The sequence below is a fragment of the Eubacterium sp. BIOML-A2 genome (assembly GCF_009680135.1).
GTDB classification, from domain to species: domain Bacteria; phylum Bacillota; class Clostridia; order Lachnospirales; family Lachnospiraceae; genus Faecalicatena; species Faecalicatena contortus_B.
This window is the reverse complement of the sequence record NZ_WKZK01000020.1, coordinates 27,166-51,855: the sequence shown is the minus strand read 5'-3', so window position 1 is coordinate 51,855 and position 24,690 is coordinate 27,166. Positions and strand designations below refer to the sequence as shown.

Genomic DNA, 24,690 nt, shown 5'->3' with positions numbered 1-24,690 from the left:
ATCTAACTATGGGCTTATTAAAAGCAGGAATCGGAGCAGCAACAGGAGTGCTGGCGGATCAATGGAGAGAGTATTTTTACTGCGAATCCCTGGGGGACGGCATCATTGCTGCAAAGGGGATGAAGCGCACATCCAGGAGAAGTTCTAATAAACGCGGAGAGGATAACATCATCAGCAACGGTTCAATCGTAGCAGTGAATGAAGGCCAATGCATGATGATCGTTGATCAGGGTGAGATTGTCGCATTCTCTTCGGAACCGGGAGAATTTGTATGGGAGAACTCCACGGAACCCTCTATTTTCTATGATGGATCTGAACAGGGAGTGGAAGAGGCATTTAATACCTTTAAAAAGCGTTTTACAATGGGCGGAGACACAGGAAAGGATCAGCGAGTCTATTTCTTCAACACAAAGGAACTCATGGGAAACAAATACGGCACACCGAATCCTGTGCCATTTCGTGTAACAGATAAGAATATAGGCCTGGATATGGATATTTCAGTCCGCTGTTTTGGAGAATATTCTTACCGCCTGAGCAATCCGATATTATTCTATAAAAATGTCTGTGCAAACTTTGAATACGAATTTACCGTTCGGGATCTGGAAAGCCAGCTGAAAAGTGAGCTGCTGAACGCCTTGCAGCCCGCATTTGCACGGATATCAGAAATGGGTATCCGCTACAGTTCACTGCCCGGGCATACAATGGAGCTCACCAATGCATTAAAGGACATCCTGTCCGATAAGTGGAACGGTACAAGAGGAATCGAAATGGTATCCATCGCCATCAGCAGCATCCGGGCATCCGAAAAAGATGAGGCATACATAAAGGAACTGCAGAGATCCGCAGTCTTCAGAGACCCGACTATGGCAGCGGCGTATCTGACAGGAGCTCAGGCAGCTGCCATGCAGTCCGCAGCCAAAAACGAAGGCACAGGTTCAGCCATGGCATTTATGGGGATGGGGATGGCAAACAATATGGGCGGAATGAACAGCCAGAACCTTTACCAGATGGGACAGCAGCAAAAAGCCAGCCAGCAGCACACAAACCAGGCAGGCCAGCCTTCAGGGGCGGTCAGCCAGGCTCCGTCAGCAGACGGCTGGACCTGCAGCTGCGGCTGTACAGGCAATAAAGGGAAGTTCTGCGCAGAGTGCGGCGCCCCAAGGCAAGTCCCGGCAGAAGGCTGGAATTGTTCCTGCGGTACTATAAACAAAGGCAAATTCTGTACAGAGTGCGGTGCGAAAAAACCCGCGGGCGTCCCCCAGTACCGCTGCGATAAATGTGGCTGGGAGCCTGAAGACATGGCCCATCCACCGAAATTCTGTCCCGAATGTGGAGACCCCTTTGATGACGGGGATCTTATATAGAAAAATCATATGAACATCTTCTGCTTACCAGGCAAGAGATAAGACAACTGGGGCTGTCGGGAAATGATATTTACTAACTACATATTGAGGCGGACTATGAAGTCAGGCTGCAATATATAGTATGAATCAATCATTTCCCGACGGCCCCATTCTCTTACTAACTCCGCTAAATGGTATCTCCCCGTCTGATATACCCCGGCCTCTCCGGCGGCGCAATCAGTTCCTTTGCATGGATCAGGTTCGCTCCCTTATCCACAACTTGATTTTCAATATGCACATCCCTCCCAATCACCGCCCCGGGCAGAATCACACAGTTTTTAACAACAGCGCCCTTTTGGATGGTGCATCCCCGTCCGATCACCGAATTCTCTACAGTTCCTTCTATCAGACATCCGTTAGACACAACAGAGGTCTTAACGGCAGCCGTCTCGAAATACTGCGTCGGACAAGAGTCGTTCGTCCTTGTATAGATCGGCCATTCCTCGTCAAACAGATTCATGGCATTCTTATAATTTATCAGCGACATATTTGCGTCATAATAGCTCTTAAAGTCAGTAATTGACGCAAAATAACCTCTGTGGGATACCCCGCGGATATCCAGTTCATTACACTGGTTATTTACAATCTGTGCAAGCGTATACATGGAGGAAAGGCTTTTCGCCTTATGGATCAGCTCAATAAACAGCTCCTTTTTCATGATATAGGTATCCATAAAAATATTTCTGCTCTTTGCTGTTCCGCGGTTTTTCTCTATAGAAAGAACGCCCTTCTGGCGGTTCAGGTTCAACAGGTCGCAGTTCAGGAATGTTTCCTTGGCATTGTCTGTGGCGTGATACAAGAGCGTAATGTCAGCGCCTGAATTTATGTGCGTATCCAAGAGCTTGTCATAATTCTCCGTATACACCATGTAGTTCGGTACAATCACCACATACGGATAATGCATTCTCTCAATGCACTCCAGGTTCTCGAGGAACGCGGCAATATCCGTATTGTAAATATCATTGTCAGAGCTGTTTTCAGAGAAAAGGACACGCAGCTTACCCCGCTTGGAGTTGATGTTATAGTGCCGCCCTGTTCCCAGGTGTTCCACAAGCGAACGCGGTTTACTGCGGGCATAGACCTGGATCTGGTCGATTCCGCTGTTGCTCATATTCGAGATTGGGAAGTCGATAACGCGGTATCTGCCCAGGAATGAAAATGCCCCGATGGTGCGGTATGACTGAAGCCCTTCTACTGAGATGTGGTTTCCGGCAGGATTTACGATTCCAAATGCTTTATCCATATTATTCTTCCCCCTTTACATTTTTAGAAACGAGTTCGATATGCTCGCTTCCTGCGCTGCCTACAACAGCATTCTTACCGACCTTAACGCCGTCGGCGATGAGCGCCCTCGTAATGCATGCGCCCTCCTCAACATCAACGCCCGGCATAAGCACGCTGTCTATGACCTTTGCCCCGGTTCTGACCGTGGCGCCTGTGAACAGGACGGAATTCTTTACCTCGCCGTTGATCTTGCAGCCCTGTGTGATGAAAGCGCGGTTGATATCGGCGTCCGGCCCGACATAATGAGGAAGGGTATATCCGTCTTCCGTGTAAATCTTCCAGGTGGAATCATTGAGATCCAGCTCATTATTCTTGTCCAGGAGATCCATATTGGCTTCCCACAAAGAATCAATGGTTCCCACATCTTTCCAGTAACCCTTGTATTTATATGCGAACAGCTCTTTCCTGTCGTTCAGAAGCGTTGGGATGATATCCTTTCCAAAGTCATGGCTGGAATCCGGATTCTTTATGTCTGCAAGAAGCATTCTGCGCAGCAGCTTCCAGTTGAATATGTAAATGCCCATGGAAGCCAGGTTACTCTTGGGCTGCGGCGGTTTTTCCTCAAACTCTACAATACGGCCGCTTTCGTCCGTATTCATGATCCCAAAACGGCTGGCCTCTTTCATCGGTACCTCGATTACCGCGATTGTTGCGTCTGCCTGGTGTTCCTTGTGATAGGACAGCATCTTGGCATAATTCATTTTGTATATGTGATCGCCTGACAGTATAAGGACATATTCCGGTGAGAAGCTGTCGATAAAATCAATATTCTGGGAAATTGCATCTGCGGTTCCGCGGTAGACGTCCAGATTGGCATCTGCTTTTTCACGCGGCGGAAGGACATATACTCCACTGTCCTGGGCATCCAGCCCCCAGCGGCGGCCGGCAGCAACATAGCTGTTTAATAAAATGGATTCGTACTGTGTCAACACCCCTACGACATCAATCCCGCTGTTGGCACAGTTGCTCAAAGGAAAATCGACAATGCGGTATTTGCCGCCATATGAAACTGCCGGTTTTGCCACCTTATTGGTCAGTTCGTGCAGGCGTGAACCCCGGCCTCCGGCTAAAATCATCGCTAACATATTATTCTGTTTCATAGTGTGTCCTCTCTTTCGTATTACTTGTTCATATTGTACAATTTTTTGGAAGATTTTACAATCCCTTTGTGCAAAAATGAGATAAATATAGACATTTTTTGTTGGAGATAATTTAGGTTTGTCGGCGAATGGAGCGCATAATGAAGGGATAGCATCCAGTCTCCAGGGACTTCTTAGGTCCGGGGCTGAATTTTTGTACAGCCAGTGTGCATTTGGACGAGTCGAATCGAACCCGTGAAATGAATATTTTCTTGTTACGGTATCCAAAATGGGGTATAATCATAAGAGTAAGAGCAGCTTCACCTTACGGTGGAGCTGATTGTAGTTTATAAGATCTGCAGCGGAAGCGGCAGAAGCTTAAATAAGGAGGAATCGATTATGTTGAGGATTGGTATGCTGACGAGCGGCGGAGACTGCCAGGCATTGAATGCCGCAATGCGCGGTGTGGTGAAGGGCGTATGTTCCAAACGTGATGATGTAGAGATATATGGATTTAAAGATGGCTATAAAGGTTTAATCTATGCAAATTTTGAGATGCTGACTTCCAAAGACTTTTCGGGAATTCTGACCCGGGGCGGTACGATCCTGGGGACATCCAGACAGCCGTTTAAGCTGATGCGGGTACCGGATGAGAACGGGTTGGATAAGGTTGCGGCTATGAAGCATACATACCATAAGCTGAGCCTGGACTGTCTTGTGATATTGGGCGGCAATGGTACGCATAAGACGGCCAATATGCTGAGGGAAGAGGGGCTGAACGTGATCACCCTTCCCAAGACGATTGACAATGATCTCTGGGGAACGGATATGACCTTCGGATTCCAGAGCGCAGTGGATATTGCTACAGATACAATTGACAGAATCCACACAACGGCTACCTCACACAGCCGTGTATTTATTATAGAAGTAATGGGACATAAGGTGGGTCATGTAACACTGCATGCGGGGGTTGCGGGGGGCGCGGATATTATTCTGCTTCCGGAGATTCCTTATGATATTGACGTCATTGCTGATGTGATTCAGAAGCGTTCTGCGGCGGGCAAGCCATTTACCATACTGGCGGTTGCCGAGGGAGCGATTTCTAAGAAGGATGCTCAGCTGAAAAAGAAGGATTATAAGGAAAAGCTGGCTAAGAGAAAGTACCCGTCTATTGCCTATGAACTGGCCGAGCAGATTCAGCAGAAGACAGATAAAGAAGTGCGCATTACGGTTCCGGGACATACCCAGAGGGGTGGTTCTCCATGCGCGTACGACCGTGTATTTTCCACAAGAGTGGGTGCCGCGGCAGCAGAACTGATTCTGAAAGAAGAGTTTGGCTATATGATCGCCATGAAAAATGGAGAGACGACTAAGGTGCCGCTTCAGGATGTGGCAGGGAAGCTTAAGACAGTGGATCCGAATTGCAGCCTGATTAAAGAGGCGAAGATGACGGGGATCAGTTTCGGGGATGAAGTGTTCCGGTAACTGGTGAACCGGGGTAACTGGTAAGCTGCGGGATAAATAAGATTAGACAGAGGTGTGATTCATGTCGTATACGGCGCTTTACAGAAAGTTCCGTCCCACCTCATTTGAGGATGTAAAGGGACAGGACCATATTATTACAACATTGCAGAACCAGATTAAGGCAAACCGGATCGGCCATGCCTATTTGTTCTGCGGAACCCGGGGAACCGGGAAGACTACGGTGGCGAAGATATTTGCCAAAGCAGTTAACTGCGAGAACCCGGTGGATGGCAGTCCCTGCGGGGAATGCGCGATGTGCCGATCAATAGCGGCGGGAACGTCGATGAATGTGATTGAGATTGACGCTGCTTCCAACAATGGTGTGGATAACATCCGGGAGATCCGGGAGGAGGTGGCCTACCGCCCCACGGAGGGCCGGTATAAGGTCTACATCATAGACGAGGTGCATATGCTTTCCATAGGCGCTTTTAATGCGCTCTTGAAGACGCTGGAGGAGCCGCCGGAGTATGTCATCTTTATACTGGCAACGACAGAGGTGCATAAGATACCCATTACGATCCTTTCGAGGTGCCAGCATTATGACTTTAAGAGGATCAGCATCGAGACGATATCGGCCAGACTCCAGGAGCTGATGGTGACAGAGCAGGTGGATGTGGAAGATAAGGCGATCCGGTATGTGGCCAAAGCTGCGGACGGTTCCATGCGTGACGCGCTGAGCCTCCTGGACCAGTGTATTGCATTCTATCTGGGGCAGAAACTGACCTATGACAATGTGCTGGAAGTACTGGGGGCAGTGGACACGGATGTGTTCAGCCAGCTGCTGCGCAATATCATAAAGCGGGATATACCAAGGGTATTGGACACGGTGGAAGACCTTGTGATGCAGGGGCGGGAACTGACCCAGCTTTCTTCAGATTTCACATGGTATCTCAGGAACTTGCTTCTGGTGAAAACATCTGATAATATAGAGGATGTGATTGATGTATCTACGGAGAATATGCTGCAGCTGAAGGAGGAGGCTCAGATGATTGAGCCCGATATGCTGCTCCGCTATATCCGTATTTTTTCCGAGCTGTCCGGGCAGCTCAAATATGCAACGCAGAAGAGGGTTATGCTGGAAGTTGCGCTGATTAAGCTGTGTACACCAGCCATGGAAGTGGAGCAGGATACGTTGCTGGACCGCATCCGCGCTGTGGAAGAAAAGTTGGAGAAGGGAATTCCAGCAGGCGCAGTTACGGAAAAGGTTGTTTATGTCAGCGGCGACGGCGGTACGGCTGGCCGGCCTGAAAAGCAGGCAGAACCGGAGCTGCCCAACGCAATTCCTGAAGATATCCAGGAAGTTGTGAAGAACTTCAGACCTATTGCAGATGAGGCCTCCGGAATGCTCCGCACCTTTCTCAAGAAGGCCAGGCTGAGCCTGGGGGGAGACAACCGGCTGATGATTGTGATGCCGGGAACACTGGAGGCAGAGGTGGTTGGCACAGAAGGGCACCGTAAGGAGCTGGAAGAGCTGATTGAGAACCGGATCGGAAAGAAAGTGGAAGTGGAGGTCCGTCATGTAGAAGAAGGGCGGCACTTTGAGGATACATTTGTAGACATCGAAAAGAAAATTAATATGGAAATCATAGTGGAGGATTAGTCATGGCAAAAAGAGGTGGATTTCCAGGCGGCGGAATGCCTGGCAATATGGCAAACTTAATGAAGCAGGCGCAGAAGATGCAGCGCCAGATGGAGGAGCAGGCAAAAGAGCTTGAGACAAAAGAATACACGGCAACAGCCGGTGGCGGCGCAGTAGAGGTAACGATGAACGGTAAGCGTGAGGTACTGCGCGTGAAACTGGAGGAAGAAGTAGTGGATCCGGAAGACATCGAGATGCTTCAGGATCTGATCGTAGCGGCAACCAACGAAGCCCTGAGAAAAGTGGATGAAGAGTCCAATTCAGCAATGAGCAAGCTGACGGGAGGACTTGGCGGCGGAATGCCGGGAATGTTCTAAATATTCTGACAATGGTGCTCAAAAGGGTCAGACCCCTTTGCAGAAGGGTCTGACCCTTTTGGACTACTTTGTTAAGGATGTAACAAAGAAACAGGAGTGATACGAAATGGATTATTACAGTAACCAAATCAGCCGGCTAATCGAAGAGTTTTCCCGCCTGCCCGGGATCGGGACTAAGTCTGCGCAGCGCCTGGCTTTTCATATTATTAATATGCCAAAGGAACAGGTGGATAATCTGGCTAAATCGCTAGTTGATGCGCGCAATAATGTGCGGTACTGCGCACAGTGCTGCACGCTGACGGACCGGGAACTCTGTCCGATCTGCAATAACCCGGATCGGGATCAGAAGACAATTATGGTGGTGGAGACGCCCCGGGATCTGGCGGCCTATGAGAAGACAGGAAAATACAACGGCGTTTATCATGTCCTTCATGGAGCAATATCCCCCATGCTTGGTATCGGGCCGGGAGATATCCGGCTTAAGGAGCTTATGGAGCGTCTGCAGGGGGATGTCGATGAGGTGATTATAGCCACCAACTCCAGTCTCGAGGGGGAGACGACGGCTATGTATATCAGCAAGCTGATTAAGCCTACAGGGATTAAGGTCAGCAGGATCGCCAGTGGTGTTCCGGTGGGCGGCGATCTGGAGTATATAGATGAAGTGACCCTCCTTCGGGCTTTGGAAGGCAGAACTGAACTGTAAGCAGATGAATCAGGTACGAAGGAAGTGGGATGATGTATAAGAAAAAGGTGACATCTTCAGATGTGGCGCGCAAAGCGGGGGTATCACAATCCACCGTCTCCATGGTCCTTAATAAGAAGTATAACGTTTCCTTTTCAAAGGACGTGGTGCACAAGGTCGAGGAAGCGGCCCGGGAGCTGGGATATGAACTGCCTAAGAGAAAACGGAAAAAGGAAAATAAGCGGGAAAAGCTGCTGGTTGTGCTCTGTCCTAATCTGACAAACCCCTATTATGTGATGCTGCTGCAGGGAATCGAATCCCGCGCGACAGAGCAGGGATTCGGGCTGTTTGTCTGCAATACACAGAGGAACCTTGAGCTGGAAGAGCGTTATTTGAAAATGATGCCGTCGCTGAACCCACAGGGCGTGATCTATACCTGCAACCCAAGCAGATGTTTTATGCCCATTGTGGAGGAAATGTCGGAGCGGATTCCATTTGCCATCATTAATAATCAAAATGAAAAGCTGGATGTGGACGCCGTAGAGCTTGACAATTCCAAGCTCGGCAGAATTATGGCCCGGCACCTGTTGGAACTGGGGCACAGGCATGTGGCATATATAGCGCCGCCTTTAACAGTAAGGCAGAAGCAGCGCTCAAAGCGGGTGGAAGGATTTCTTAAAGAATTTAAAGATGCGGGCCTGGGGGAAAACGTGATTATCAAGGCTGCCAATGAGCAGATTGATAAGGATATTCCGGGAATTGATTCTGAGTACAGAATCGGGTATGACCTGACTAAGGAGCTGCTGGCGGAATATCATAATCTGACGGCCATTGTAGGGCTGAACGACATGATTGCCTTCGGCATCCTGGATGCTCTATATGATGAAAAGTACAGAGTACCCGGCGATATGTCCGTAATGGGCTGTGACAATACACTGTTTGCAAGAATGCATAACATATCCCTAACGACGATAGAGCACTTTGTAATTTATAAAGGCCGGGATGCCTGTGATATTATTATGAAGAAAATAAAGACGCGGGACAAGCAGTATTCCGAGATGGAACCTGTCAGCATTTATCATGTAGAGTATGAACCCCGGATCGTTACAAGAGGGACGACCTCATATCCCCGAAGCAGAAAAAAGAAAAATTAATGCGGTGGAAAAAATTATTATTAATAATTCAATTAAAAAACAATCGTGTTCATAAAAGTTCGCCTTATAAACAACTGTAAAAGGCGTGTATGAATTTTACAGGGGTATTATAGAGGAACAATAACCACTTGAAGATAATTAATATTTTGATTATATTAATAGAATGAAATTATTAATAATTTTCGGGCTATTGACCCGCCCTATACGAGCGCTTATAATTATAATATAGAAACTAAGGGATTTTCGTTCAAGGAGGAACAAATCATGAAATTTTTTATCGACACAGCAAAAGTAGAGGATATTAAGAAAGCTAACGATATGGGCGTTATCTGCGGAGTAACAACGAACCCTTCACTGATCGCAAAAGAAGGACGAGTTTTTGAGGAAGTAATCGCAGAAATCGCCTCGATCGTAGACGGACCGATCAGCGGCGAAGTTAAGGCTACCACAACAGATGCAGAAGGCATGATTGCAGAAGGCAGAGAGATTGCGAAGATTCACAAGAACATGGTCGTTAAGATTCCGATGACAGTAGAAGGCCTGAAGGCATGTAAAGTCCTTTCTTCTGAAGGGATTAAGACAAATGTAACATTAATCTTCTCCGCAAATCAGGCTCTTCTTGCGGCGAGAGCCGGAGCCACATACGTATCTCCGTTCCTGGGACGCCTGGATGATATTTCGGTACGTGGAACAGATCTGATAGCAGAGATCGCACAGATATTTGAAGTTGCAGGCATCAAATCAGAGATCATCGCAGCAAGCGTGCGTAATCCGATCCATGTAACAGACTGTGCACTTGCAGGAGCAGATATTGCAACCGTTCCATACAGCGTGATCGAGCAGATGACACATCACCCATTGACAGACGCAGGAATCGCAAAGTTCCAGGCAGATTACAGAGCAGTATTTGGTGAATAATTTAACAAACAGGGGCAAAGGGGTCAGACCCCTTATGAAGCAGGAGGAATTTCAATGAATAAGTTAGAATTGATGAAGACTGCAAATGAGGTCCGCAAGGGCGTTGTAACAGCAGTCCACAGTGCAAAATCAGGCCATCCAGGCGGTTCTTTATCCGCAGCCGATATTTTCACATATCTGTATTTTGAAGAAATGAATATTGATCCGAAGGATCCTAAGAAGGCGGATCGTGACCGTTTTGTATTGTCTAAAGGGCATACGGCTCCCGGATTATATTCCGCACTGGCTAACAGAGGATATTTTCCGGTTGAAGATCTGAAGACACTGCGCCACACCGGCTCTTATCTTCAGGGACATCCGGATATGAAGCACATTCCGGGTGTTGATATGTCATCCGGTTCTTTGGGACAGGGAATCTCGGCAGCAGTAGGTATGGCAATCACAGCCAAGCTTTCAGGAGATGATTACAGGGTATATACCCTTGTCGGTGACGGCGAGATCCAGGAAGGACAGGTATGGGAGGCTTCTATGCTTGCAGCACACAGAAAGCTGGACAATCTGGTTGTAATCGTGGACAATAATAACTTGCAGATTGACGGAGCAATTGATGAAGTTAACTCACCATACCCGATCGATAAAAAGTTTGAGGCTTTTAATTTCCATGTAATTAACATTGATGGAAATGATTTCGATCAGATTGATGCTGCATTTAAAGAAGCGAGAACTGTAAAAGGGCAGCCGACTGCAATCATCGCGAAGACGGTAAAAGGAAAGGGCGTTTCCTTTATGGAAAATCAGGCTTCCTGGCATGGAACGGCTCCTAATGACGAGCAGTATGAGGTTGCCATGAAAGATTTAGAGAAAGTGGGTGAAGCATTATGTCAGAAGTAAAGAAGATTGCAACAAGAGAAAGTTATGGCAATGCTTTGACTGAACTTGGAAAAGAACATGAAGATGTGGTAGTACTGGATGCAGACCTTGCAGCAGCGACAAAGACAGGTGTATTCAAAAAGGCATTTCCTGAAAGGCATATCGACTGTGGCATTGCCGAGAGCAATATGATGGGAGTTGCAGCGGGGCTGGCAGCAGCCGGGAAAGTGCCGTTTGCCAGCTCATTTGCCATGTTTGCGGCAGGGCGTGCTTTCGAGCAGGTGCGCAATTCCATCGGATATCCGAAGCTGAATGTAAAGATCGGCGCTACACATGCAGGGATTTCCGTAGGAGAAGACGGTGCGACGCACCAGTGCAACGAAGATATTGCCCTGATGAGGACGATACCGGGTATGGTTGTGATTAATCCGTCCGACGATATAGAAGCAAAGGCAGCCGTGAAGGCAGCATATGAACACGTTGGGCCGGTATACATGCGTTTCGGAAGACTGGCCGTGCCGGTGATCAACGATAATCCGGACTATAAATTTGAGATCGGAAAAGGGGTTGTGCTTCGTGAGGGAAAAGACCTCACAATTATCGCAACGGGCCTTCCTGTAGCAAACTGCCTGGAAGCAGCGGAAATGCTGTCGGCAGATGGAGTCGATGCAAAAGTGATTAACATTCATACCATTAAACCTTTAGACGAGGATTTGGTAGTTGTAGCTGCGCAGGAAACCGGCAAAGTCGTTACAGTTGAGGAACATTCCGTAATTGGGGGACTGGGCAGTGCTGTGTGTGATGTACTCTCAGAGAAGGCGCCCACAAAAGTTATGAAGATCGGCATTTATGACACTTTTGGAGAGTCAGGGCCGGCAGTAGAACTGGTTAAGAAATATGGACTCGATGCTGAAAGTATATATAAGAAAGTAAAAAGTTTCCTTTAGGTCCTAAAGAATATGAAAGGGGTCATACCCTCTCCGCAGGAGGGTATGACCCCTTTGAATTTTGAACTACCGCTGGCTTGTCTCCAGAGTCCCGCAGTACTTATCTGTAAAGGTAGTGATCCACCCCTCTTTTGTCCGGGGAACACGAAAAAGCGTTACCGGCCACATGTGGCTCAGGATAATATCTTCCTCCTTGTGGTTAAGCTCAAAAAACTTTTTCGCATGCTTAAAAGCACATTTTGGATGTGTCATTCCGTGAAAGTGATCTCCGGTCCGGGCGGCATGTGTATGCCAATCATATAGAAACAAGTCGTGAAGCATACCTCCACGGGCGGCCGACCGCGCATCAAGCTGAAAAAATCTGCACCAGACATAGTTGTAATAAGCGACATGAAGGCAGTGCTGATAGCAGCTGGTATGGCCATGGTGAGGATACAGCTTCATACGTAATACAACGGGATGCTCAGCAATATCCTTAATGCATTCATAAAATTCATCCCCCCAGTCCCGGCGCAGGTCTTCCTTCTTATAGGAAGCCTCACGGCGGAGGTTATGCAATAATTTATTTTTAAATCTCATGACAGACACCTCTAAGTATTTATTTATGTGTAAACATTATCTATAATTTATATCCAAATTTATATCCATAATAACACTTCATATATTCAGTTTCAATTTTTCATAGAAAATTTAAGAAAAATATGATATTCTATTATTAATCTGATTCTATTCTTTAATGCAAAAAAAATAAACCGTTCGGGAGAATATCCGATCATCAGCGGCGAAAGCCATTCCCATTATTTTCAATTCCATTTCGGAACAACAATTCACAGTAAGCATTTTTAAAAATTTACTTTAGACAATTGTTTCAGGCAAAGACAGAGGAGGAGTTATATGCCGAGAAAGAACAGAAGAGAGAGCAGAACAGAAGTCTACCATATTATAGCCCGCGGCAACAACAAAGAAAAAATATTTGAAAAGAACAGTGACAAAATAGCATTTATGAATATTTTGAAAAAAAGGCAGGCAGACTATTTAACTGAAATATATGCCTACTGCGTTATGTCTAATCACATACATATCATGATGAAAGCCAGGTATGACATCCTGCCCAGGTTCATGCAGCGCATCAATTCGACATATGCTGAGTACTATAATGCCAAATACGACAGAACTGGACACGTATTCCAGGGACGTTATTACAGTGACTGCGTAGAAACAGAAGAATATTACTGGTGCTGCCTGCGTTATATCCACAATAATCCGGTCAAAATTAACCTGGCAGCACACCCTTTTGACTATGAATTCAGTAGTGCAGCGGAATATCGCGCGGGAACTGCAGAGCTCATAGATGAGGGCTCATACAACATGTTAAGAACCCGATTTCCCAACCCGGAGGACTTCTGGGGATTCCATCGCCTGTTTGAAGAAAAATCATTTCTCGACACCGTTGAAGATGAGAGGATTCATAACTATGAACGAGTTAGAATTTTAGTTCAGAAATACATGTTCGAAAAACAAATTGAAGATATTCAGATTGTATTAACAGTCAGGAAGATAAGGCGGGAATTCCTTGAAACATGCATGCTGGATACAGGACTTTCAGAGCGGAAAATTGAGAATATTCTGAAAACGGAGTGCAAAGGGGTCAGACCCCTTCACAGTATTTTTGTCGAACGCACCTGACACCAAGCGATAAATTCAGCCTTTTCGTTATGCTATGCTTATGAAAAATTTTATTCAGAGGTGAGTGTAATGGAGAGACAAATTCCTAAAAATGTGCGTCAAATCGGGAATGTCAGTGACAGCCCGAAGATTTATGTAGAAGATTATGTAGATACATTTTTCGCCCAGTTGTGCGAAAAAGCGGGGGAGGGACCGATCGGTGCATTCCTGGTAGGAGATATCCAGAAAACAGATGATGAGGAGTATGTATACATATATGGAGCGATCCAAATGCACGATTTAAAATTATCGGGCAGCGATTATGTAATAGACGAGGATACATGGAAAACAGCCTACGAAGACTGCAAACAATATTTTGAAGACGGAGAGATGCTGGGCTGGTTTGTTGCGCATCAGGGGGTACCGCTGACGCCGGAACACAGTACGGTGAAGCTCCACAGAAAATCGTTCCCGAAGAAAAACACGGTGTTTATCATGAAAGATCCTGTGGAGAAGGACGAGGTGTACTTTGCACTGAAGTTCAATGATCTGATGGAAATAGGCGGACACTATACATATTATGAAAAAAATCCATGTATGCAGAACTATATGATCTCGACTAGAAAGAAGAATGGGGTGTGTCCCTCGGAAACTGTTGAGGATAGAGCTGCAAAGGACTTTCGCAGTCTGGTTAGAACCCGCGAGGAACAACAGCAGCAGAAAAGAAGCAACCACCTGATGTACGCTGTCAGTGCGTGCCTGGTGCTGATCGTCATTATCATGGGTGTCACCACGATCAACAATTTTGACAAAATGAAATCGGTGCAGACCGCTTTGAACAATCTCACGAGTACCACGTCTTCGGACAAGCAGCCTGTGGAGGCGAAGGAGACCAGTGGGAATGTAACAGCAGTTACCAATGAACCGTCGGGTGAACCACTGCAGCAGGAGGCCGGGCAAAAGGATGCTCAGGAGGATACCGGGCAGAAAGACGATGAAGGACAGGCTCCCGCCGATTCGGATCAGCCGCAGGATACTGACGAAGGCGGTCAGGATGCCGATGCGGCGAAAACAGACGCGGGTGTCAACGGCAGCGATGGCGTATATATCGTGGAACAGGGCGATACACTGGCAATAATAAGCCGGAAAACATATGGAGATGTCACCCATGTGGATGCGATCTGCAAAATGAACGGTCTGACGGATGGAAATCTGATTTACGTCGGGCAGAAATTGCTATTACCATAAAATGATGTTATAATCTTTTGGTAAGACGAAAGAATGCATTAAGGGGACAGACATGACGCAAAAGAAAAATCCATATTTGAAACTGGCCGGCCCGGTGGATTTGGAGAAAATAAAACAGTCGGCAAAGCGGCACAGAAAAGATGCGGTAAAGCGATGGAGCATAGCCGCTCTGCTGATCATCATGATCGTAAGCGGATCGTACCTGCTGGTAAAAAACCGGTCCTACACCAGTGTACGTACGGCTGCATCATACGAAGAAGAAACCTCGGACACCAACCGGTATGCCCAGTTCGGCGACGGAATCGTGCGTTACAGCCGGGATGGTATCGTATATTTGAACAGAAAGAATGAAGAGCAGTGGATTCAGCCATGCCAGATGAAGAATCCGGTGATCGATGTCAATGAAGAAACATTTGCCGTGGCAGACAGTGGAGGCAACGCCATATTGGTATTCACGGAAACGGGCCTGAAAGGCGAGATGGAGACGACGCTCCCAATTGAAAAAATGTCGGTATCCAGCCAGGGAATTGTAAGTGCAATCCTGAAAAATGAAGGCGCCCCAATGATTGTATCATACGATGCCACGGGAAATATTCTCGTAGAACATCAGGCCACATTGAACAGCACGGGGTATCCGCTTGCTCTGGACCTGTCACGGGACGGCATGACACTAGCCGTTTCCTACTTGTCAACGAAGGACGGAACTGTGAAGTCCAGAGTTGCCTACTACAATTTCGGCGAGGAAGGCAAATCCAGGACCGATTATGAAGTGAGCATGGAGGAGTACGACGGGAGTATCATCCCGGAGGTATATTTTATGGACGATACCACATCTGTTGCGGTCAGTGACAGTTCCTTTATCATATATGAGGGAAAGGAAACGCCGCAGAAGAAAAAGGAAGTGGAGATTAATCAGGAAATAAAAAGTGTATTTCATACAGACAAATACATAGGCTTTGTGCTATTGAATAAGAATAAGTCGGGCTACGAGGCCCGCCTGTATAATAAGTCAGGCAAACAGGTCATGAACAAAGCATTTACCGGAGAGTACAGCAACGTCAGAATGCATGAGGATGAGATCATCATGTTTGAGGGAACCAAGTGCTGTATTATTACAAAGAACGGAATCATGCGGTTCAAAGGCGACCTGCAGACCAATGCATTGGAAGTCATCCCTGCGAGGGGAATAAACAGATACCTGGTGATGAGCGCCGATGAACTGAGAATCGTTTATCTGGTGAAATAGGAGAAGATATGAATAACTGGTTATTAATCATGGTCGGCGTTATATTTATAATCTGCATGGCAGTGGGATATCTGAGAGGCTTTTTCAGAATAGCGCTTTCTTTGTTATCCGTTGTGCTTACAATCGTACTTATGATTGTACTGAACCCTTACGTAGCACACGCACTGACCAAATATACACCGATTTCTGAAATGATAGAAACAAAATGCACTGAGGCATTCATGCCTGAGATCTCGGCAGATGAACTGTCAAAAGTGGATTTAAGCGGTACCCCCCTTGCCGGGCTGAGCGGAGACGATCTGGCGAACCTGAAAGAGCTGGACTGGGAACGGCTGGGGATTACTGCAGAGGATGTCCTTAAGGTAGTGGGGGAGATTCCAAAAGACGCACAGATAAAGCAGATCGAGAATTCGGCGCTGCCATCCTTTATGAAAAACATCATTCTGGAAAATAATAACTCAGAGATATACAGCGAGCTCAATGTATCCAGCTTTCCGGAATACGTGGCCTCCTATATATCCAGAATGGTTATAAAAATAGTATCATTTCTGGTGACATTCCTGCTTGCCATCATCATCGTAAGGGCATTGATGGCCGCTGTGGATATCATCGGAGAACTTCCGGTCGTGGGCCTGCTCAACCGTTTTGCGGGTGCACTGGCAGGAATTTTTGTGGCGCTCCTGATTGTGTGGATTGCGTTCCTTATCCTGACTCTCGTATATACGACGGCAGTCGGTAAAATGTGTTTTGACCTGATCGAGGACAGTGCAATACTGACGTTCTTGTATGATAAAAATATCCTGCTTCAGAAATTACTGAAGTTTTAATATAGATGCAACAAAGTTTTTTGGTGTTTTAATATATGGGGTGCTGTAAAATAACTGGGGAACCAGTTGTTTTATGGCGCCCTTTTATTGGAACTGAATTGTAACAGCTAAGGTTACTATATCTGATATAAAATATATAAGAAGATTCATTTACAAACTTGAAAAAAATGGATATAATGAAAATTGTCGTAACAGTTCAGCCAAGCCTGAATTGTTACAAAGTGTCAGCCTGTTTCAAATATTTTGCTGATTATGATACAACTTAGAGCATAATAAATTATTGGGAGAAATAAGATGGGATTTTATCAAAATGCATGTAAGCCCGAAGGATTAGACGGGAAAAAGATGATTCATCAGATGAACAGCCGCCACATCGCTATGGCAGAGTGGGGCTTCAGCCATATTACAATACACGAAGGTGACGCAGCTTTAGATATTGGCTGCGGCGGCGGGGTAAATATAAAAACGCTGCTTGAAAAAAGCGTTTATGGCAAAGCAAAAGGGATTGATTACTCGGAAGTCAGTGTAGAAGAGTCCAGGAAGATGAATGAAGAGGCAGTTAGATCCGGACGATGTGAAATACTGCATGGAGACGTGATGGACCTTCCGTTTACGGACGCATCGTTTCATGTGGTAACCGCATTTGAGACGATATATTACTGGCCTGACCTTTCCAAAGCCTTTGCACAGGTATATAGGGTTCTAAAAGAGAGTGGAATTTTTATGATCTGTAATGAGTCCAACGGTGAAGATGAAGAAGGGGAACAATGGGCGGAAATCATTGAAGGGATGACGGTATATAATTCTGAGCAGATTCAGATTTTATTGCAGCAGGCTGGATTTGCAAACATCAAAATAGATACAAATGATAAGGGCTGGCTCTGTGCAGTTGGAGAGAAAAACAGCAGATAGGTTATCGCGGACGTATCTGCGGCCTCTGTTGGGGAATAGGGGGGATCCGGAGTGTGCGGTCAACACTCCAGATATTTTACCATAATATATTCCTCCTGATTCTCACGTACAACCTGAAAACCTAGATCAAGATACATTTTTGCGGCATAATTGGCCTTCTGAACAGACAGGGAAACCTGTCTGTAATTATTTTCTTTTAGTAGAGAACACATGCTTTTCATCAGAGCGGTTCCGATTCCAATACCCCGGTACTCTTTATAAACAGAGACGGCTAATGACGGAGTTTCATCATCTATATGCCCATAGTCGTTCATAATACGTACCCAGACTGCCCCCACGATTCTACCGCCGGCTTCTGCCATCAGGCATTTATCAGCCTCCTGTGTGCCGAAGCCAGAGACATAAACCTGGAGATCAGGCGATGCTGTAACGGATCTTGGCGGCGCTTCTGTTCCATCCGGAATAAAGATTGCTTCGTACAAAAAAGTATCTAATAAAGGGTATTCTGAATCAGTTATTTCACGTATCTGGTAATTCATATCCATCCTCCTGATTAGTGAATTCATTGCATCTGTTTAGTGGGATAATCTATACAATTATTTATCTTAACATATCTATTTCTCCATTAAATCCAGTATAGCATGATTATAATAAAAAAGAAAAGAAAGTTGGATAAACATATAGAAACTAAAACGTATCTATGTAAAACATAATATGGGAACATCTAATACATAGAGCCAGGATGTATGGAAAAACAGATAATAGGCGATGCGATACATAAGGGATGGAGCATAGGAAATCGAATATAGGCAGGGTATATAAAAATCCCCGGGCTGGAATAGCTCGGGGATTCTAATGATTTTAACATACAGTACGTCTTTTCACTACCAGCAAAAACATAATGGTCTTTTAGAGTTTGAACAGACGTTCTGCATTGCCATGCGCAAATTTTTCCCGGTCCTCTTCGCTGATACTCGGACAATTGAAGAGCTTATCAGCTCCTTCAACAGAAGCAAACGGATAATCTGCAGAGTATATAATGCGGTCAGCACCAAGGACTTTTACACAGAACTCGAAGCATTCCGGTGACTGAATACCACTGGATGTAACATACATGTTATTGCGCAGATAATAGCTTGGGTCATGCTTAAGTCCTGCAAATTCTTTCGGCATAGCGGTATCAAAACGATCAACGTAATAAGGCAGTAATTCTCCCCAGTGACCAAGGATCATCTGAAGATCCGGGTGACGGTCAAATACACCTGACATAACCATATGCAGCATATGAAGGCCTACATCTGTATGCCATCCCATACCATAGCGGGAGTATGCAGAGACCATTTCGTCATTAAATCCGGAATAGCACAGCGCTGTGATCTCTGCCGGCGGAGCTCCTGGATGGAGGTAAATAGGTACATCAAGTTTCTCGCAGGCTGCGAGAAGATCTTCAAATTCAGGATCATCAAGGAATTTCGTTCCGTTTACACGGTTCCCGATCAGGCAGCCGACAAATCCTAATTCTTTCACTGCACGTTCCAGCTCAGGGGCGCACGCCTCCGGAACTGCCGTTGGAATTGCCGCAAAGCCTGCAAAACGATCCGGGTGGCGTTTTATAGCCGCTGCCAGAAAATCATTGGCTTCCTTACAGTTCTGCACAGCTACTTCAGCTGTCCAAACCTGGCCGAATGGAGTGGATAGTACCTGCATTGTCACGTCATCCTGATCCATAATTCCAATACGCACATCGTCAAGATCTGTTGCACACGCTGGATTGGTTAACCAGGGGGCTCCGAGCATCGTGCCCTGTTCCAGCGGCGGTAATCCTTTCGGTGCAGGTGCACCAGGCTTTGGCGGCATAACAAAATGTTCTTCTGCTGCGATAATCTTCATAAATCATTCTCCTTTTTAATATAATATTTTTTTATTGATATTAATGCTGCATTAAGTTTAATTAGCGGCTGCTTTACTAACAACTGCTTTCTCTTTATTGGATGGAACTTTTGGTGATCCCCACATCCCCACAACCCATTTTGTAATAAATGGACTTACAAGGCCCGTAATAACAATGGCCAATGCAATCTGTGAACCTGCTGTGCCGATATATGCCTCATAAGTCGGGTCGGCAGCCAGCATTGCGGGTACTGTCATTGCGATACCGGCTACGCTGCACCAGGCTGTACCACAGTAACCCGGACGACGATTGATAACTTTGTCTACAAAAAGCATAATTACAACGTTGATAATCAGGAATACAACGGCTAAGAGAACACCTGATAAACCTGCTTTTAAAGCACTGACAAGGTTGATTGACGAGCCGAAGCAGGCTCCCATAAATGGAATCAGGATCGGGGTGGCAGGCTTCATCATTTTAGCAAAATTCGGGTCAATATTTCCAAGCAGCATTCCTAAAAAGAAAGGAACTAATATGGTGATTACACTCATAATATCAAAAGCTCCGCCCGTTGCTGTTGCTAAAATCATGATAGGGAAACAAGGCATGGAAGCCAGATTCATTACTGCAAAGTTTCCTAAATCCGCAGGCTCGCCATAGTCTGCTGCTAATCCCATGAATACTCCGGGGTTTGTACTGCAGATAACCGTAACAAATGCAACTGCACTGATTCCCCAGATACCGTCAACACCAAACATTTTTACGAAGAGAGTGCCGAATCCAAAAGCAATTGCAAATTTGGCTATCGTGAGAGCACCGCATCTTTTGAGAACAGTTCCTAAAGTCTTAACATTAATACCTGCACCGGTAGCAAACAAGATGATCCCCGCAACGGTCAATGTACCTGTTTTATACATTGCGGTTGTCATTCCTCCGAAAGAGGTCAGTAAGTCGGGAAAGATGGTATTAATTAATGCCACAGTAAACATCGGGAAAAGCAATGATCCACCTGGTATCTTCTTAAAAATTCCATAAATATCTATCACTGTATTTTTCTCTCCTTTCAATAACTAAACATGGTTAACATCTATTGCATCGGCCTTTGCTTTTTCTTAATATTAACAGTTAAAAACACAGATTTCGACCATTAAAAAAATAAGTTTTGTTGGTTAACCGTCACCCCTCTTTTTTGTGGTGAGTAACCGGAAGAAAACCCACAAAGTAAGCGAAATTGATTATTATAAAAGATAAGGTATTATGCTATAATTTATAGAGCTGGTAAGGTTGATGAGAAAGAAAAGCAGAGAAGTGGAAGGGAGATTTCTATGGCAGATTTGAGGAAAAAAAAGACCAAAGCACTAATTCAAAATGCATTAATCGAGTTGTTAAAAGAGAAGAGTATTCATTGCATTACAATTACAGATATATGTGCGAAAGCCCAGATTAACCGCTCCACATTTTACAGCCACTATGAAGATATTAATATTTTTTTGGAACAGACGATGACAGAAGTTGCGCAGGGATTAACAAAAGCGGTTTCAGACTCCTTTGAAAATCCAAATAAGCTGATGAAAAAAGGCGAGGCATACGAATGCTACTACAACTGGTTCTGTCATGTTCGGGATCATGGTGAACTATTTTCTTTACTATTAGGTCCGAACGGTTCTTTAGAATTTGATGCATTAATTCTGGAGCAGGGAATCGACTGGTATACTACGATGCTGCGCCCCATTGCCCATAAATTCGAGGATATCATTCCGCTGGATGTTTTGACGAATTATATTATCGGTGCGCACTATGGGCTTCTAAAGTTTTATATAAAAAGTAATTTTAAGTATAGTGCAGAATATATGACCGAAAAAATGGTCAATCTGACTTTTACCGGAATTATACCGATGCTGGGGATACTGAATGAATAAAGTCTGCTATTTATATGCTTTAATTACGGATGGAACAGAATTGTGCACCACAATACTAAAATATTCAATTAAACGTTCTTTATCATATTTTTCTGGATGCCGGAATAAGTTAATCAGCATACCAGCAATACCTTCGGCATAAAGATCGCATAAAAAAATCCGGAAATCATCAGAAATGGTGGTTTCCATTTTTGTTTCAGTAGTTCTAATAATTGTTTCGATAATACCAATAAAATCCTGATAGAAAAAACGTTTTAATTCATCCCTTCCGACAGAGTCGTAGATACAGTTCAGAAAATATGAATTTTCTTCAACATAATTAATTACAAAAAGAAAGGCATCCTGATAATCAATAAGAAGATCAAATTTTTTTACTACTTCAATCGCTTCTTGTTCCAGCATCCACTTCAATAATCCATAAATATCTTCAAAATGATAATAGAATGTCTTGCGGTTAATGTTACATTCACGAATTAATTCGCTGATCGTGATCTTAGAAAATGTCTTATGCCTCATTAATTCTTTTAAGGCGTCACATATAGCCTTTTTTGTTCGTAACGAAGTTTCTTCGTGCGTCATTTTTCGAATCTCCTTTCACAGATATCCATAAAAAAATCATATATTTATTATACAACTGACCATCAAAATAGCAAGGGTTCTGCATTATGATTTGACCGTCAAATGAGTGCCATTTGTCCGTATTTACACAGATAAGGCTGGTTTGACCGTGGAATGACAACCGCTATTTTCCTATAATTAGCTCAATCGGAGGTGAAATTGTATGGAAATGACCTATACGGTTCAAGTAAAAGTTCCGCTTGGAATTCGGCACGGCAAAATGCGGCTGCAAATAAACAATGGAATCATTGCAGGAGAATTGGAATTACTTGGTTCAGTTGAAAAAGTAGAAGGGGTTCTATCGAAGAACGGAACTATTCGTCTGAATGGAAATCTTGCATCTCCGATCCGGTGCATTCCATTCAAAGGAACAGGCACCATGAAAGATGGCGCAATCCATATGAAGCTTGTGCATGGTGAAGCCGATTACCAGCTGACAGGAAATCTGTCGGACGGGAAAGGAGAAAACAAAGTATGAAGAAGTTTTATCAATGGGTTGTAAATCATCCCTCAATTATTATTACAACATTTGCAGTTCTCTTCATCATCTGTGCATTGTGCAAACAAATGGTATCTGTAGATTATGATATGAATGATTATCTGCCGGAGAACAGCCCATCCACGGTTGCACTTGATCTCATGGATACAGAATTTGGAGGCGGCATTCCCAATGCCAGAGTCATGGTAAAGAATACGACAGTGCCGGAGGCCCTGGAATATAAGGCGGAAATCGAGGCAGTAGATGGTGTAACTGCGGTCACTTGGCTAGATGATGCTGCGTCTATGGAAGAACCATTAGAAACCATGGATACAGATATGGTGAAGAACTATTATAAAGATGGGAATGCACTGTTTTCCGTTACCATTGACAGTGAAAAAAGAATGGATGCAGTCAATGCAATCCGTGACCTGATCGGAGAGGATAATGCCATGACAGGCAGTGCAGTCTCCACTGCCGCAGCAACACAGAGTACGGTGAAAGAAATATCAAAAATAGCAGCAATAGCGGTACTTTTTGTTTTGCTTGTACTGGCAGTCACAACAACATCATGGATGGAACCTATAATTGTTATGATTGGCCTGGGGCTTGCGATTATGATCAATGCAGGGTCAAATCTCATTTTTGGAGAAATCTCATTTGTAACCAATGCGGCCGGAAACATCTTACAGCTCGCGGTTTCGCTTGATTATTCTGTGTTTTTGCTGCACCGTTTTACAGAATGCAGAAAGAAGACCTGCAATACAAAGGAAGCCATGATTGAAGCACTGTGCATGTCAACATCTTCCATACTTTCCAGTGGTCTGACAACTGTTATTGGATTTCTGGCATTATGCCTCATGAAGTTTCAGATTGGGCCGGATCTTAGAAGAGCACTTGCAAAAGGGATTGCAATCAGCCTGCTTACCGTATTTGTATTCATGCCGGTTCTGATCCTTGCAACATATAAGTGGATTGACAGATTTGAACACAAGCCGCTTTTTCCATCTTTTAATAAGTTCGGAAAATTGGTGCAGAAAGTGATGATACCAATGGTTATCCTGTTCTTTATCGTGCTGGTACCCGCATATCTGGCTTCTAATTCAAACAGTTTTTACTATGGGGCGTCTGAGATATTTGGACCGGGCACCCAGTTAGGAGCAGATACAGAGGCAATAGAAGATATCTTTGGAAAAAGTGATACCTATGTGCTGTTAGTTCCTAAGGAAGGCAAGGCTGCTCAGAAAGACTTGTCAGATGCATTGCATGACATTCCGCAGGTAAGCGGCATCATTTCCTATGTGGATACCGTTGGGATGGAGATTCCGGAAAGCTATCTGGAACGTTCTGTTTATGAAAAACTTTGCTCAGATAACTACGCCCGCATGGTAATTTCTGTGGATGCGGATTATGAAGGCGCAGAGACCTTTTCACTCGTGGAGAAGGTGAGAGATATGGCAGAGAAGTATGATCCCGGAGAATGGTATTTGGCAGGAGAAGGCGTTTCTACCTATGACCTGATGGATACGATTACCGCGGACATGGTAAAGGTAAATCTTGTTGCAATCGGCGCGGTATTCCTAGTACTATTACTGTCGTTCCATTCGGCTGCACTGCCAGTAATTCTGGTATTAAGTATTGAGACTGCAATCTGGATCAACCTTTCCATTCCATATTTTGCAGATTCAACGATTTTCTATATCGCTTACCTAATTATCAGTTCCATTCAGCTGGGTGCTACAGTCGATTATGCAATTCTCTTTACAGACCGGTATAAGGAATACAGAGAGACAATGCGGAAAAAAGAAGCAGTTATAAATACAATTTCAGCAGTAACTGTATCCATACTGACATCAGGAAGTGTCCTGACAGTCGTTGGCTTTCTGCTTGGGATTATTTCAACTCATGGATTATTGTCACAGCTTGGTTACTTCCTGGGAAAAGGAACCTTGTGTTCGTTAGTGGTTGTATTGTTTGTTCTTCCAGGTTTACTTTATATCTTTGACAGGACATTTGTGAAACATGGGGGTGCAAAAACACAAAAACGTATCGAAAGAGTAAAAAAATAA

General features: G+C 44.9%; 24 protein-coding genes. 17 read left to right on the top strand and 7 right to left on the bottom strand.

Annotation, left to right across the window (positions count from 1 at the left end):
- Nucleotides 1-8: 8 nt before the first annotated feature.
- Nucleotides 9-1,364 carry an SPFH domain-containing protein gene (locus GKG43_RS09320; protein ID WP_055154034.1) on the top strand — a complete coding sequence of 452 codons (1,356 nt, stop codon included), beginning with the start codon at nt 9-11 and terminating at the stop codon, nt 1,362-1,364.
- Between the two features lie 166 nt (nt 1,365-1,530).
- Here the strand turns inward: GKG43_RS09320 and glgD are convergent, their stop codons facing one another.
- Together glgD and GKG43_RS09310 are read right to left on the bottom strand one after the other, a co-directional pair.
- Complete coding sequence (gene glgD / locus GKG43_RS09315; protein WP_055154032.1) at nt 1,531-2,646, bottom strand: glucose-1-phosphate adenylyltransferase subunit GlgD; 1,116 nt, start codon at nt 2,644-2,646, stop codon at nt 1,531-1,533.
- A gap of 1 nt (nt 2,647) precedes the next feature.
- Nucleotides 2,648-3,787: a glucose-1-phosphate adenylyltransferase gene (locus GKG43_RS09310; protein ID WP_129879031.1), complete on the bottom strand. Its 1,140-nt coding sequence runs from the start codon at nt 3,785-3,787 to the stop codon at nt 2,648-2,650.
- Nucleotides 3,788-4,165: 378 nt separating this feature from the next.
- Between GKG43_RS09310 and GKG43_RS09305 the strand changes: the two genes are divergently transcribed.
- The 8 genes from GKG43_RS09305 (at nt 4,166) to GKG43_RS09270 (ending at nt 11,817) form a co-directional block, all read left to right on the top strand.
- Entirely contained in the window at nt 4,166-5,251 is a 1,086-nt protein-coding gene (locus tag GKG43_RS09305) for an ATP-dependent 6-phosphofructokinase (RefSeq protein ID WP_050638998.1), read from the top strand.
- 61 nt (nt 5,252-5,312) lie between these two features.
- Nucleotides 5,313-6,890, top strand: coding sequence for a DNA polymerase III subunit gamma/tau (dnaX, locus tag GKG43_RS09300; RefSeq protein ID WP_050638997.1), 1,578 nt, complete (start codon nt 5,313-5,315; stop codon nt 6,888-6,890).
- A gap of 2 nt (nt 6,891-6,892) precedes the next feature.
- Nucleotides 6,893-7,246 carry a YbaB/EbfC family nucleoid-associated protein gene (locus tag GKG43_RS09295; protein ID WP_050638996.1) on the top strand — a complete coding sequence of 118 codons (354 nt, stop codon included), beginning with the start codon at nt 6,893-6,895 and terminating at the stop codon, nt 7,244-7,246.
- Nucleotides 7,247-7,352: 106 nt separating this feature from the next.
- Nucleotides 7,353-7,949 carry a recombination mediator RecR gene (gene recR / locus GKG43_RS09290; protein ID WP_055154030.1) on the top strand — a complete coding sequence of 199 codons (597 nt, stop codon included), beginning with the start codon at nt 7,353-7,355 and terminating at the stop codon, nt 7,947-7,949.
- Nucleotides 7,950-7,981: 32 nt separating this feature from the next.
- Nucleotides 7,982-9,082 (top strand): LacI family DNA-binding transcriptional regulator, encoded by a 1,101-nt coding sequence (locus tag GKG43_RS09285; protein WP_050638994.1) that lies wholly within the window; start codon nt 7,982-7,984, stop codon nt 9,080-9,082.
- A gap of 264 nt (nt 9,083-9,346) precedes the next feature.
- Nucleotides 9,347-10,000 carry a fructose-6-phosphate aldolase gene (gene fsa / locus GKG43_RS09280; RefSeq protein WP_055154028.1) on the top strand — a complete coding sequence of 218 codons (654 nt, stop codon included), beginning with the start codon at nt 9,347-9,349 and terminating at the stop codon, nt 9,998-10,000.
- A 54-nt stretch (nt 10,001-10,054) separates the two neighbouring features.
- Entirely contained in the window at nt 10,055-10,891 is an 837-nt protein-coding gene (locus GKG43_RS09275; RefSeq protein WP_055154025.1) for a transketolase, read from the top strand.
- Nucleotides 10,879-11,817, top strand: a complete 939-nt coding sequence (locus GKG43_RS09270) for a transketolase family protein (protein ID WP_055154023.1) — start codon at nt 10,879-10,881, stop codon at nt 11,815-11,817. The genes GKG43_RS09275 and GKG43_RS09270 overlap by 13 nt, the downstream gene beginning before the upstream one ends.
- Before the next feature lie 66 nt (nt 11,818-11,883).
- On the opposite strand, the gene GKG43_RS09265 is transcribed toward GKG43_RS09270, so the two are convergent.
- Nucleotides 11,884-12,396, bottom strand: a complete 513-nt coding sequence (locus GKG43_RS09265) for a hypothetical protein (RefSeq protein ID WP_055154021.1) — start codon at nt 12,394-12,396, stop codon at nt 11,884-11,886.
- Between the two features lie 315 nt (nt 12,397-12,711).
- Between GKG43_RS09265 and GKG43_RS09260 the strand changes: the two genes are divergently transcribed.
- The 5 genes from GKG43_RS09260 to GKG43_RS09240 all read left to right on the top strand — a co-directional run bounded on the left by GKG43_RS09260 (nt 12,712) and on the right by GKG43_RS09240 (nt 17,715).
- The gene (locus tag GKG43_RS09260) at nt 12,712-13,503 is read left to right on the top strand and encodes a transposase (RefSeq protein WP_050638989.1); all 792 of its coding nucleotides are present in this window, start codon (nt 12,712-12,714) and stop codon (nt 13,501-13,503) included.
- Nucleotides 13,504-13,572: 69 nt separating this feature from the next.
- Entirely contained in the window at nt 13,573-14,730 is a 1,158-nt protein-coding gene (locus GKG43_RS09255; RefSeq protein WP_050638988.1) for a LysM peptidoglycan-binding domain-containing protein, read from the top strand.
- Nucleotides 14,731-14,782: 52 nt separating this feature from the next.
- Complete coding sequence (locus tag GKG43_RS09250; RefSeq protein ID WP_050638987.1) at nt 14,783-15,976, top strand: DUF5711 family protein; 1,194 nt, start codon at nt 14,783-14,785, stop codon at nt 15,974-15,976.
- An 8-nt stretch (nt 15,977-15,984) separates the two neighbouring features.
- Nucleotides 15,985-16,803, top strand: coding sequence for a CvpA family protein (locus GKG43_RS09245; protein WP_050638986.1), 819 nt, complete (start codon nt 15,985-15,987; stop codon nt 16,801-16,803).
- A gap of 294 nt (nt 16,804-17,097) precedes the next feature.
- Nucleotides 17,098-17,715 (top strand): class I SAM-dependent methyltransferase, encoded by a 618-nt coding sequence (locus GKG43_RS09240; protein ID WP_055154019.1) that lies wholly within the window; start codon nt 17,098-17,100, stop codon nt 17,713-17,715.
- A 59-nt stretch (nt 17,716-17,774) separates the two neighbouring features.
- On the opposite strand, the gene GKG43_RS09235 is transcribed toward GKG43_RS09240, so the two are convergent.
- The 3 genes from GKG43_RS09235 to GKG43_RS09225 form a co-directional block, all read right to left on the bottom strand.
- Nucleotides 17,775-18,254 (bottom strand): GNAT family N-acetyltransferase, encoded by a 480-nt coding sequence (locus GKG43_RS09235; protein WP_050638984.1) that lies wholly within the window; start codon nt 18,252-18,254, stop codon nt 17,775-17,777.
- 370 nt (nt 18,255-18,624) lie between these two features.
- A complete protein-coding gene (locus GKG43_RS09230) occupies nt 18,625-19,605 on the bottom strand; it encodes an amidohydrolase family protein (RefSeq protein WP_055154017.1) in 981 nt (326 codons plus the stop codon).
- 57 nt (nt 19,606-19,662) lie between these two features.
- The gene (locus GKG43_RS09225; protein ID WP_055154015.1) at nt 19,663-20,652 is read right to left on the bottom strand and encodes a 2-keto-3-deoxygluconate permease; all 990 of its coding nucleotides are present in this window, start codon (nt 20,650-20,652) and stop codon (nt 19,663-19,665) included.
- 279 nt (nt 20,653-20,931) lie between these two features.
- On the opposite strand from GKG43_RS09225, the gene GKG43_RS09220 reads away from it, so the two are divergent.
- Entirely contained in the window at nt 20,932-21,525 is a 594-nt protein-coding gene (locus tag GKG43_RS09220; RefSeq protein ID WP_055154013.1) for a TetR/AcrR family transcriptional regulator C-terminal domain-containing protein, read from the top strand.
- 6 nt (nt 21,526-21,531) lie between these two features.
- On the opposite strand, the gene GKG43_RS09215 is transcribed toward GKG43_RS09220, so the two are convergent.
- The gene (locus tag GKG43_RS09215) at nt 21,532-22,104 is read right to left on the bottom strand and encodes a TetR/AcrR family transcriptional regulator C-terminal domain-containing protein (RefSeq protein WP_055154011.1); all 573 of its coding nucleotides are present in this window, start codon (nt 22,102-22,104) and stop codon (nt 21,532-21,534) included.
- 202 nt (nt 22,105-22,306) lie between these two features.
- Between GKG43_RS09215 and GKG43_RS09210 the strand changes: the two genes are divergently transcribed.
- Nucleotides 22,307-22,621, top strand: coding sequence for a hypothetical protein (locus GKG43_RS09210; protein WP_055154009.1), 315 nt, complete (start codon nt 22,307-22,309; stop codon nt 22,619-22,621).
- Nucleotides 22,618-24,690 (top strand): efflux RND transporter permease subunit, encoded by a 2,073-nt coding sequence (locus GKG43_RS09205; protein ID WP_055154007.1) that lies wholly within the window; start codon nt 22,618-22,620, stop codon nt 24,688-24,690. The genes GKG43_RS09210 and GKG43_RS09205 overlap by 4 nt, the downstream gene beginning before the upstream one ends.

Bases quoted from the DNA above. Each gene is read 5' to 3' on its own strand.
- GKG43_RS09245 (WP_050638986.1), top strand. From the start codon at position 15,985: ATGAATAACTGGTTATTAATCATGGTCGGCGTTATATTTATAATCTGC.
- glgD (WP_055154032.1), bottom strand. From the start codon at position 2,646: ATGGATAAAGCATTTGGAATCGTAAATCCTGCCGGAAACCACATCTCA.
- GKG43_RS09285 (WP_050638994.1), top strand. From the start codon at position 7,982: ATGTATAAGAAAAAGGTGACATCTTCAGATGTGGCGCGCAAAGCGGGG.
- GKG43_RS09220 (WP_055154013.1), top strand. From the start codon at position 20,932: ATGGCAGATTTGAGGAAAAAAAAGACCAAAGCACTAATTCAAAATGCA.
- GKG43_RS09265 (WP_055154021.1), bottom strand. From the start codon at position 12,396: ATGAGATTTAAAAATAAATTATTGCATAACCTCCGCCGTGAGGCTTCC.
- GKG43_RS09295 (WP_050638996.1), top strand. From the start codon at position 6,893: ATGGCAAAAAGAGGTGGATTTCCAGGCGGCGGAATGCCTGGCAATATG.
- GKG43_RS09230 (WP_055154017.1), bottom strand. From the start codon at position 19,605: ATGAAGATTATCGCAGCAGAAGAACATTTTGTTATGCCGCCAAAGCCT.
- fsa (WP_055154028.1), top strand. From the start codon at position 9,347: ATGAAATTTTTTATCGACACAGCAAAAGTAGAGGATATTAAGAAAGCT.
- GKG43_RS09310 (WP_129879031.1), bottom strand. From the start codon at position 3,787: ATGAAACAGAATAATATGTTAGCGATGATTTTAGCCGGAGGCCGGGGT.
- GKG43_RS09210 (WP_055154009.1), top strand. From the start codon at position 22,307: ATGGAAATGACCTATACGGTTCAAGTAAAAGTTCCGCTTGGAATTCGG.
- GKG43_RS09240 (WP_055154019.1), top strand. From the start codon at position 17,098: ATGGGATTTTATCAAAATGCATGTAAGCCCGAAGGATTAGACGGGAAA.
- GKG43_RS09215 (WP_055154011.1), bottom strand. From the start codon at position 22,104: ATGACGCACGAAGAAACTTCGTTACGAACAAAAAAGGCTATATGTGAC.
- GKG43_RS09250 (WP_050638987.1), top strand. From the start codon at position 14,783: ATGACGCAAAAGAAAAATCCATATTTGAAACTGGCCGGCCCGGTGGAT.
- GKG43_RS09270 (WP_055154023.1), top strand. From the start codon at position 10,879: ATGTCAGAAGTAAAGAAGATTGCAACAAGAGAAAGTTATGGCAATGCT.
- GKG43_RS09255 (WP_050638988.1), top strand. From the start codon at position 13,573: ATGGAGAGACAAATTCCTAAAAATGTGCGTCAAATCGGGAATGTCAGT.
- dnaX (WP_050638997.1), top strand. From the start codon at position 5,313: ATGTCGTATACGGCGCTTTACAGAAAGTTCCGTCCCACCTCATTTGAG.
- GKG43_RS09260 (WP_050638989.1), top strand. From the start codon at position 12,712: ATGCCGAGAAAGAACAGAAGAGAGAGCAGAACAGAAGTCTACCATATT.
- GKG43_RS09275 (WP_055154025.1), top strand. From the start codon at position 10,055: ATGAATAAGTTAGAATTGATGAAGACTGCAAATGAGGTCCGCAAGGGC.
- GKG43_RS09320 (WP_055154034.1), top strand. From the start codon at position 9: ATGGGCTTATTAAAAGCAGGAATCGGAGCAGCAACAGGAGTGCTGGCG.
- GKG43_RS09305 (WP_050638998.1), top strand. From the start codon at position 4,166: ATGTTGAGGATTGGTATGCTGACGAGCGGCGGAGACTGCCAGGCATTG.
- recR (WP_055154030.1), top strand. From the start codon at position 7,353: ATGGATTATTACAGTAACCAAATCAGCCGGCTAATCGAAGAGTTTTCC.
- GKG43_RS09235 (WP_050638984.1), bottom strand. From the start codon at position 18,254: ATGAATTACCAGATACGTGAAATAACTGATTCAGAATACCCTTTATTA.
- GKG43_RS09205 (WP_055154007.1), top strand. From the start codon at position 22,618: ATGAAGAAGTTTTATCAATGGGTTGTAAATCATCCCTCAATTATTATT.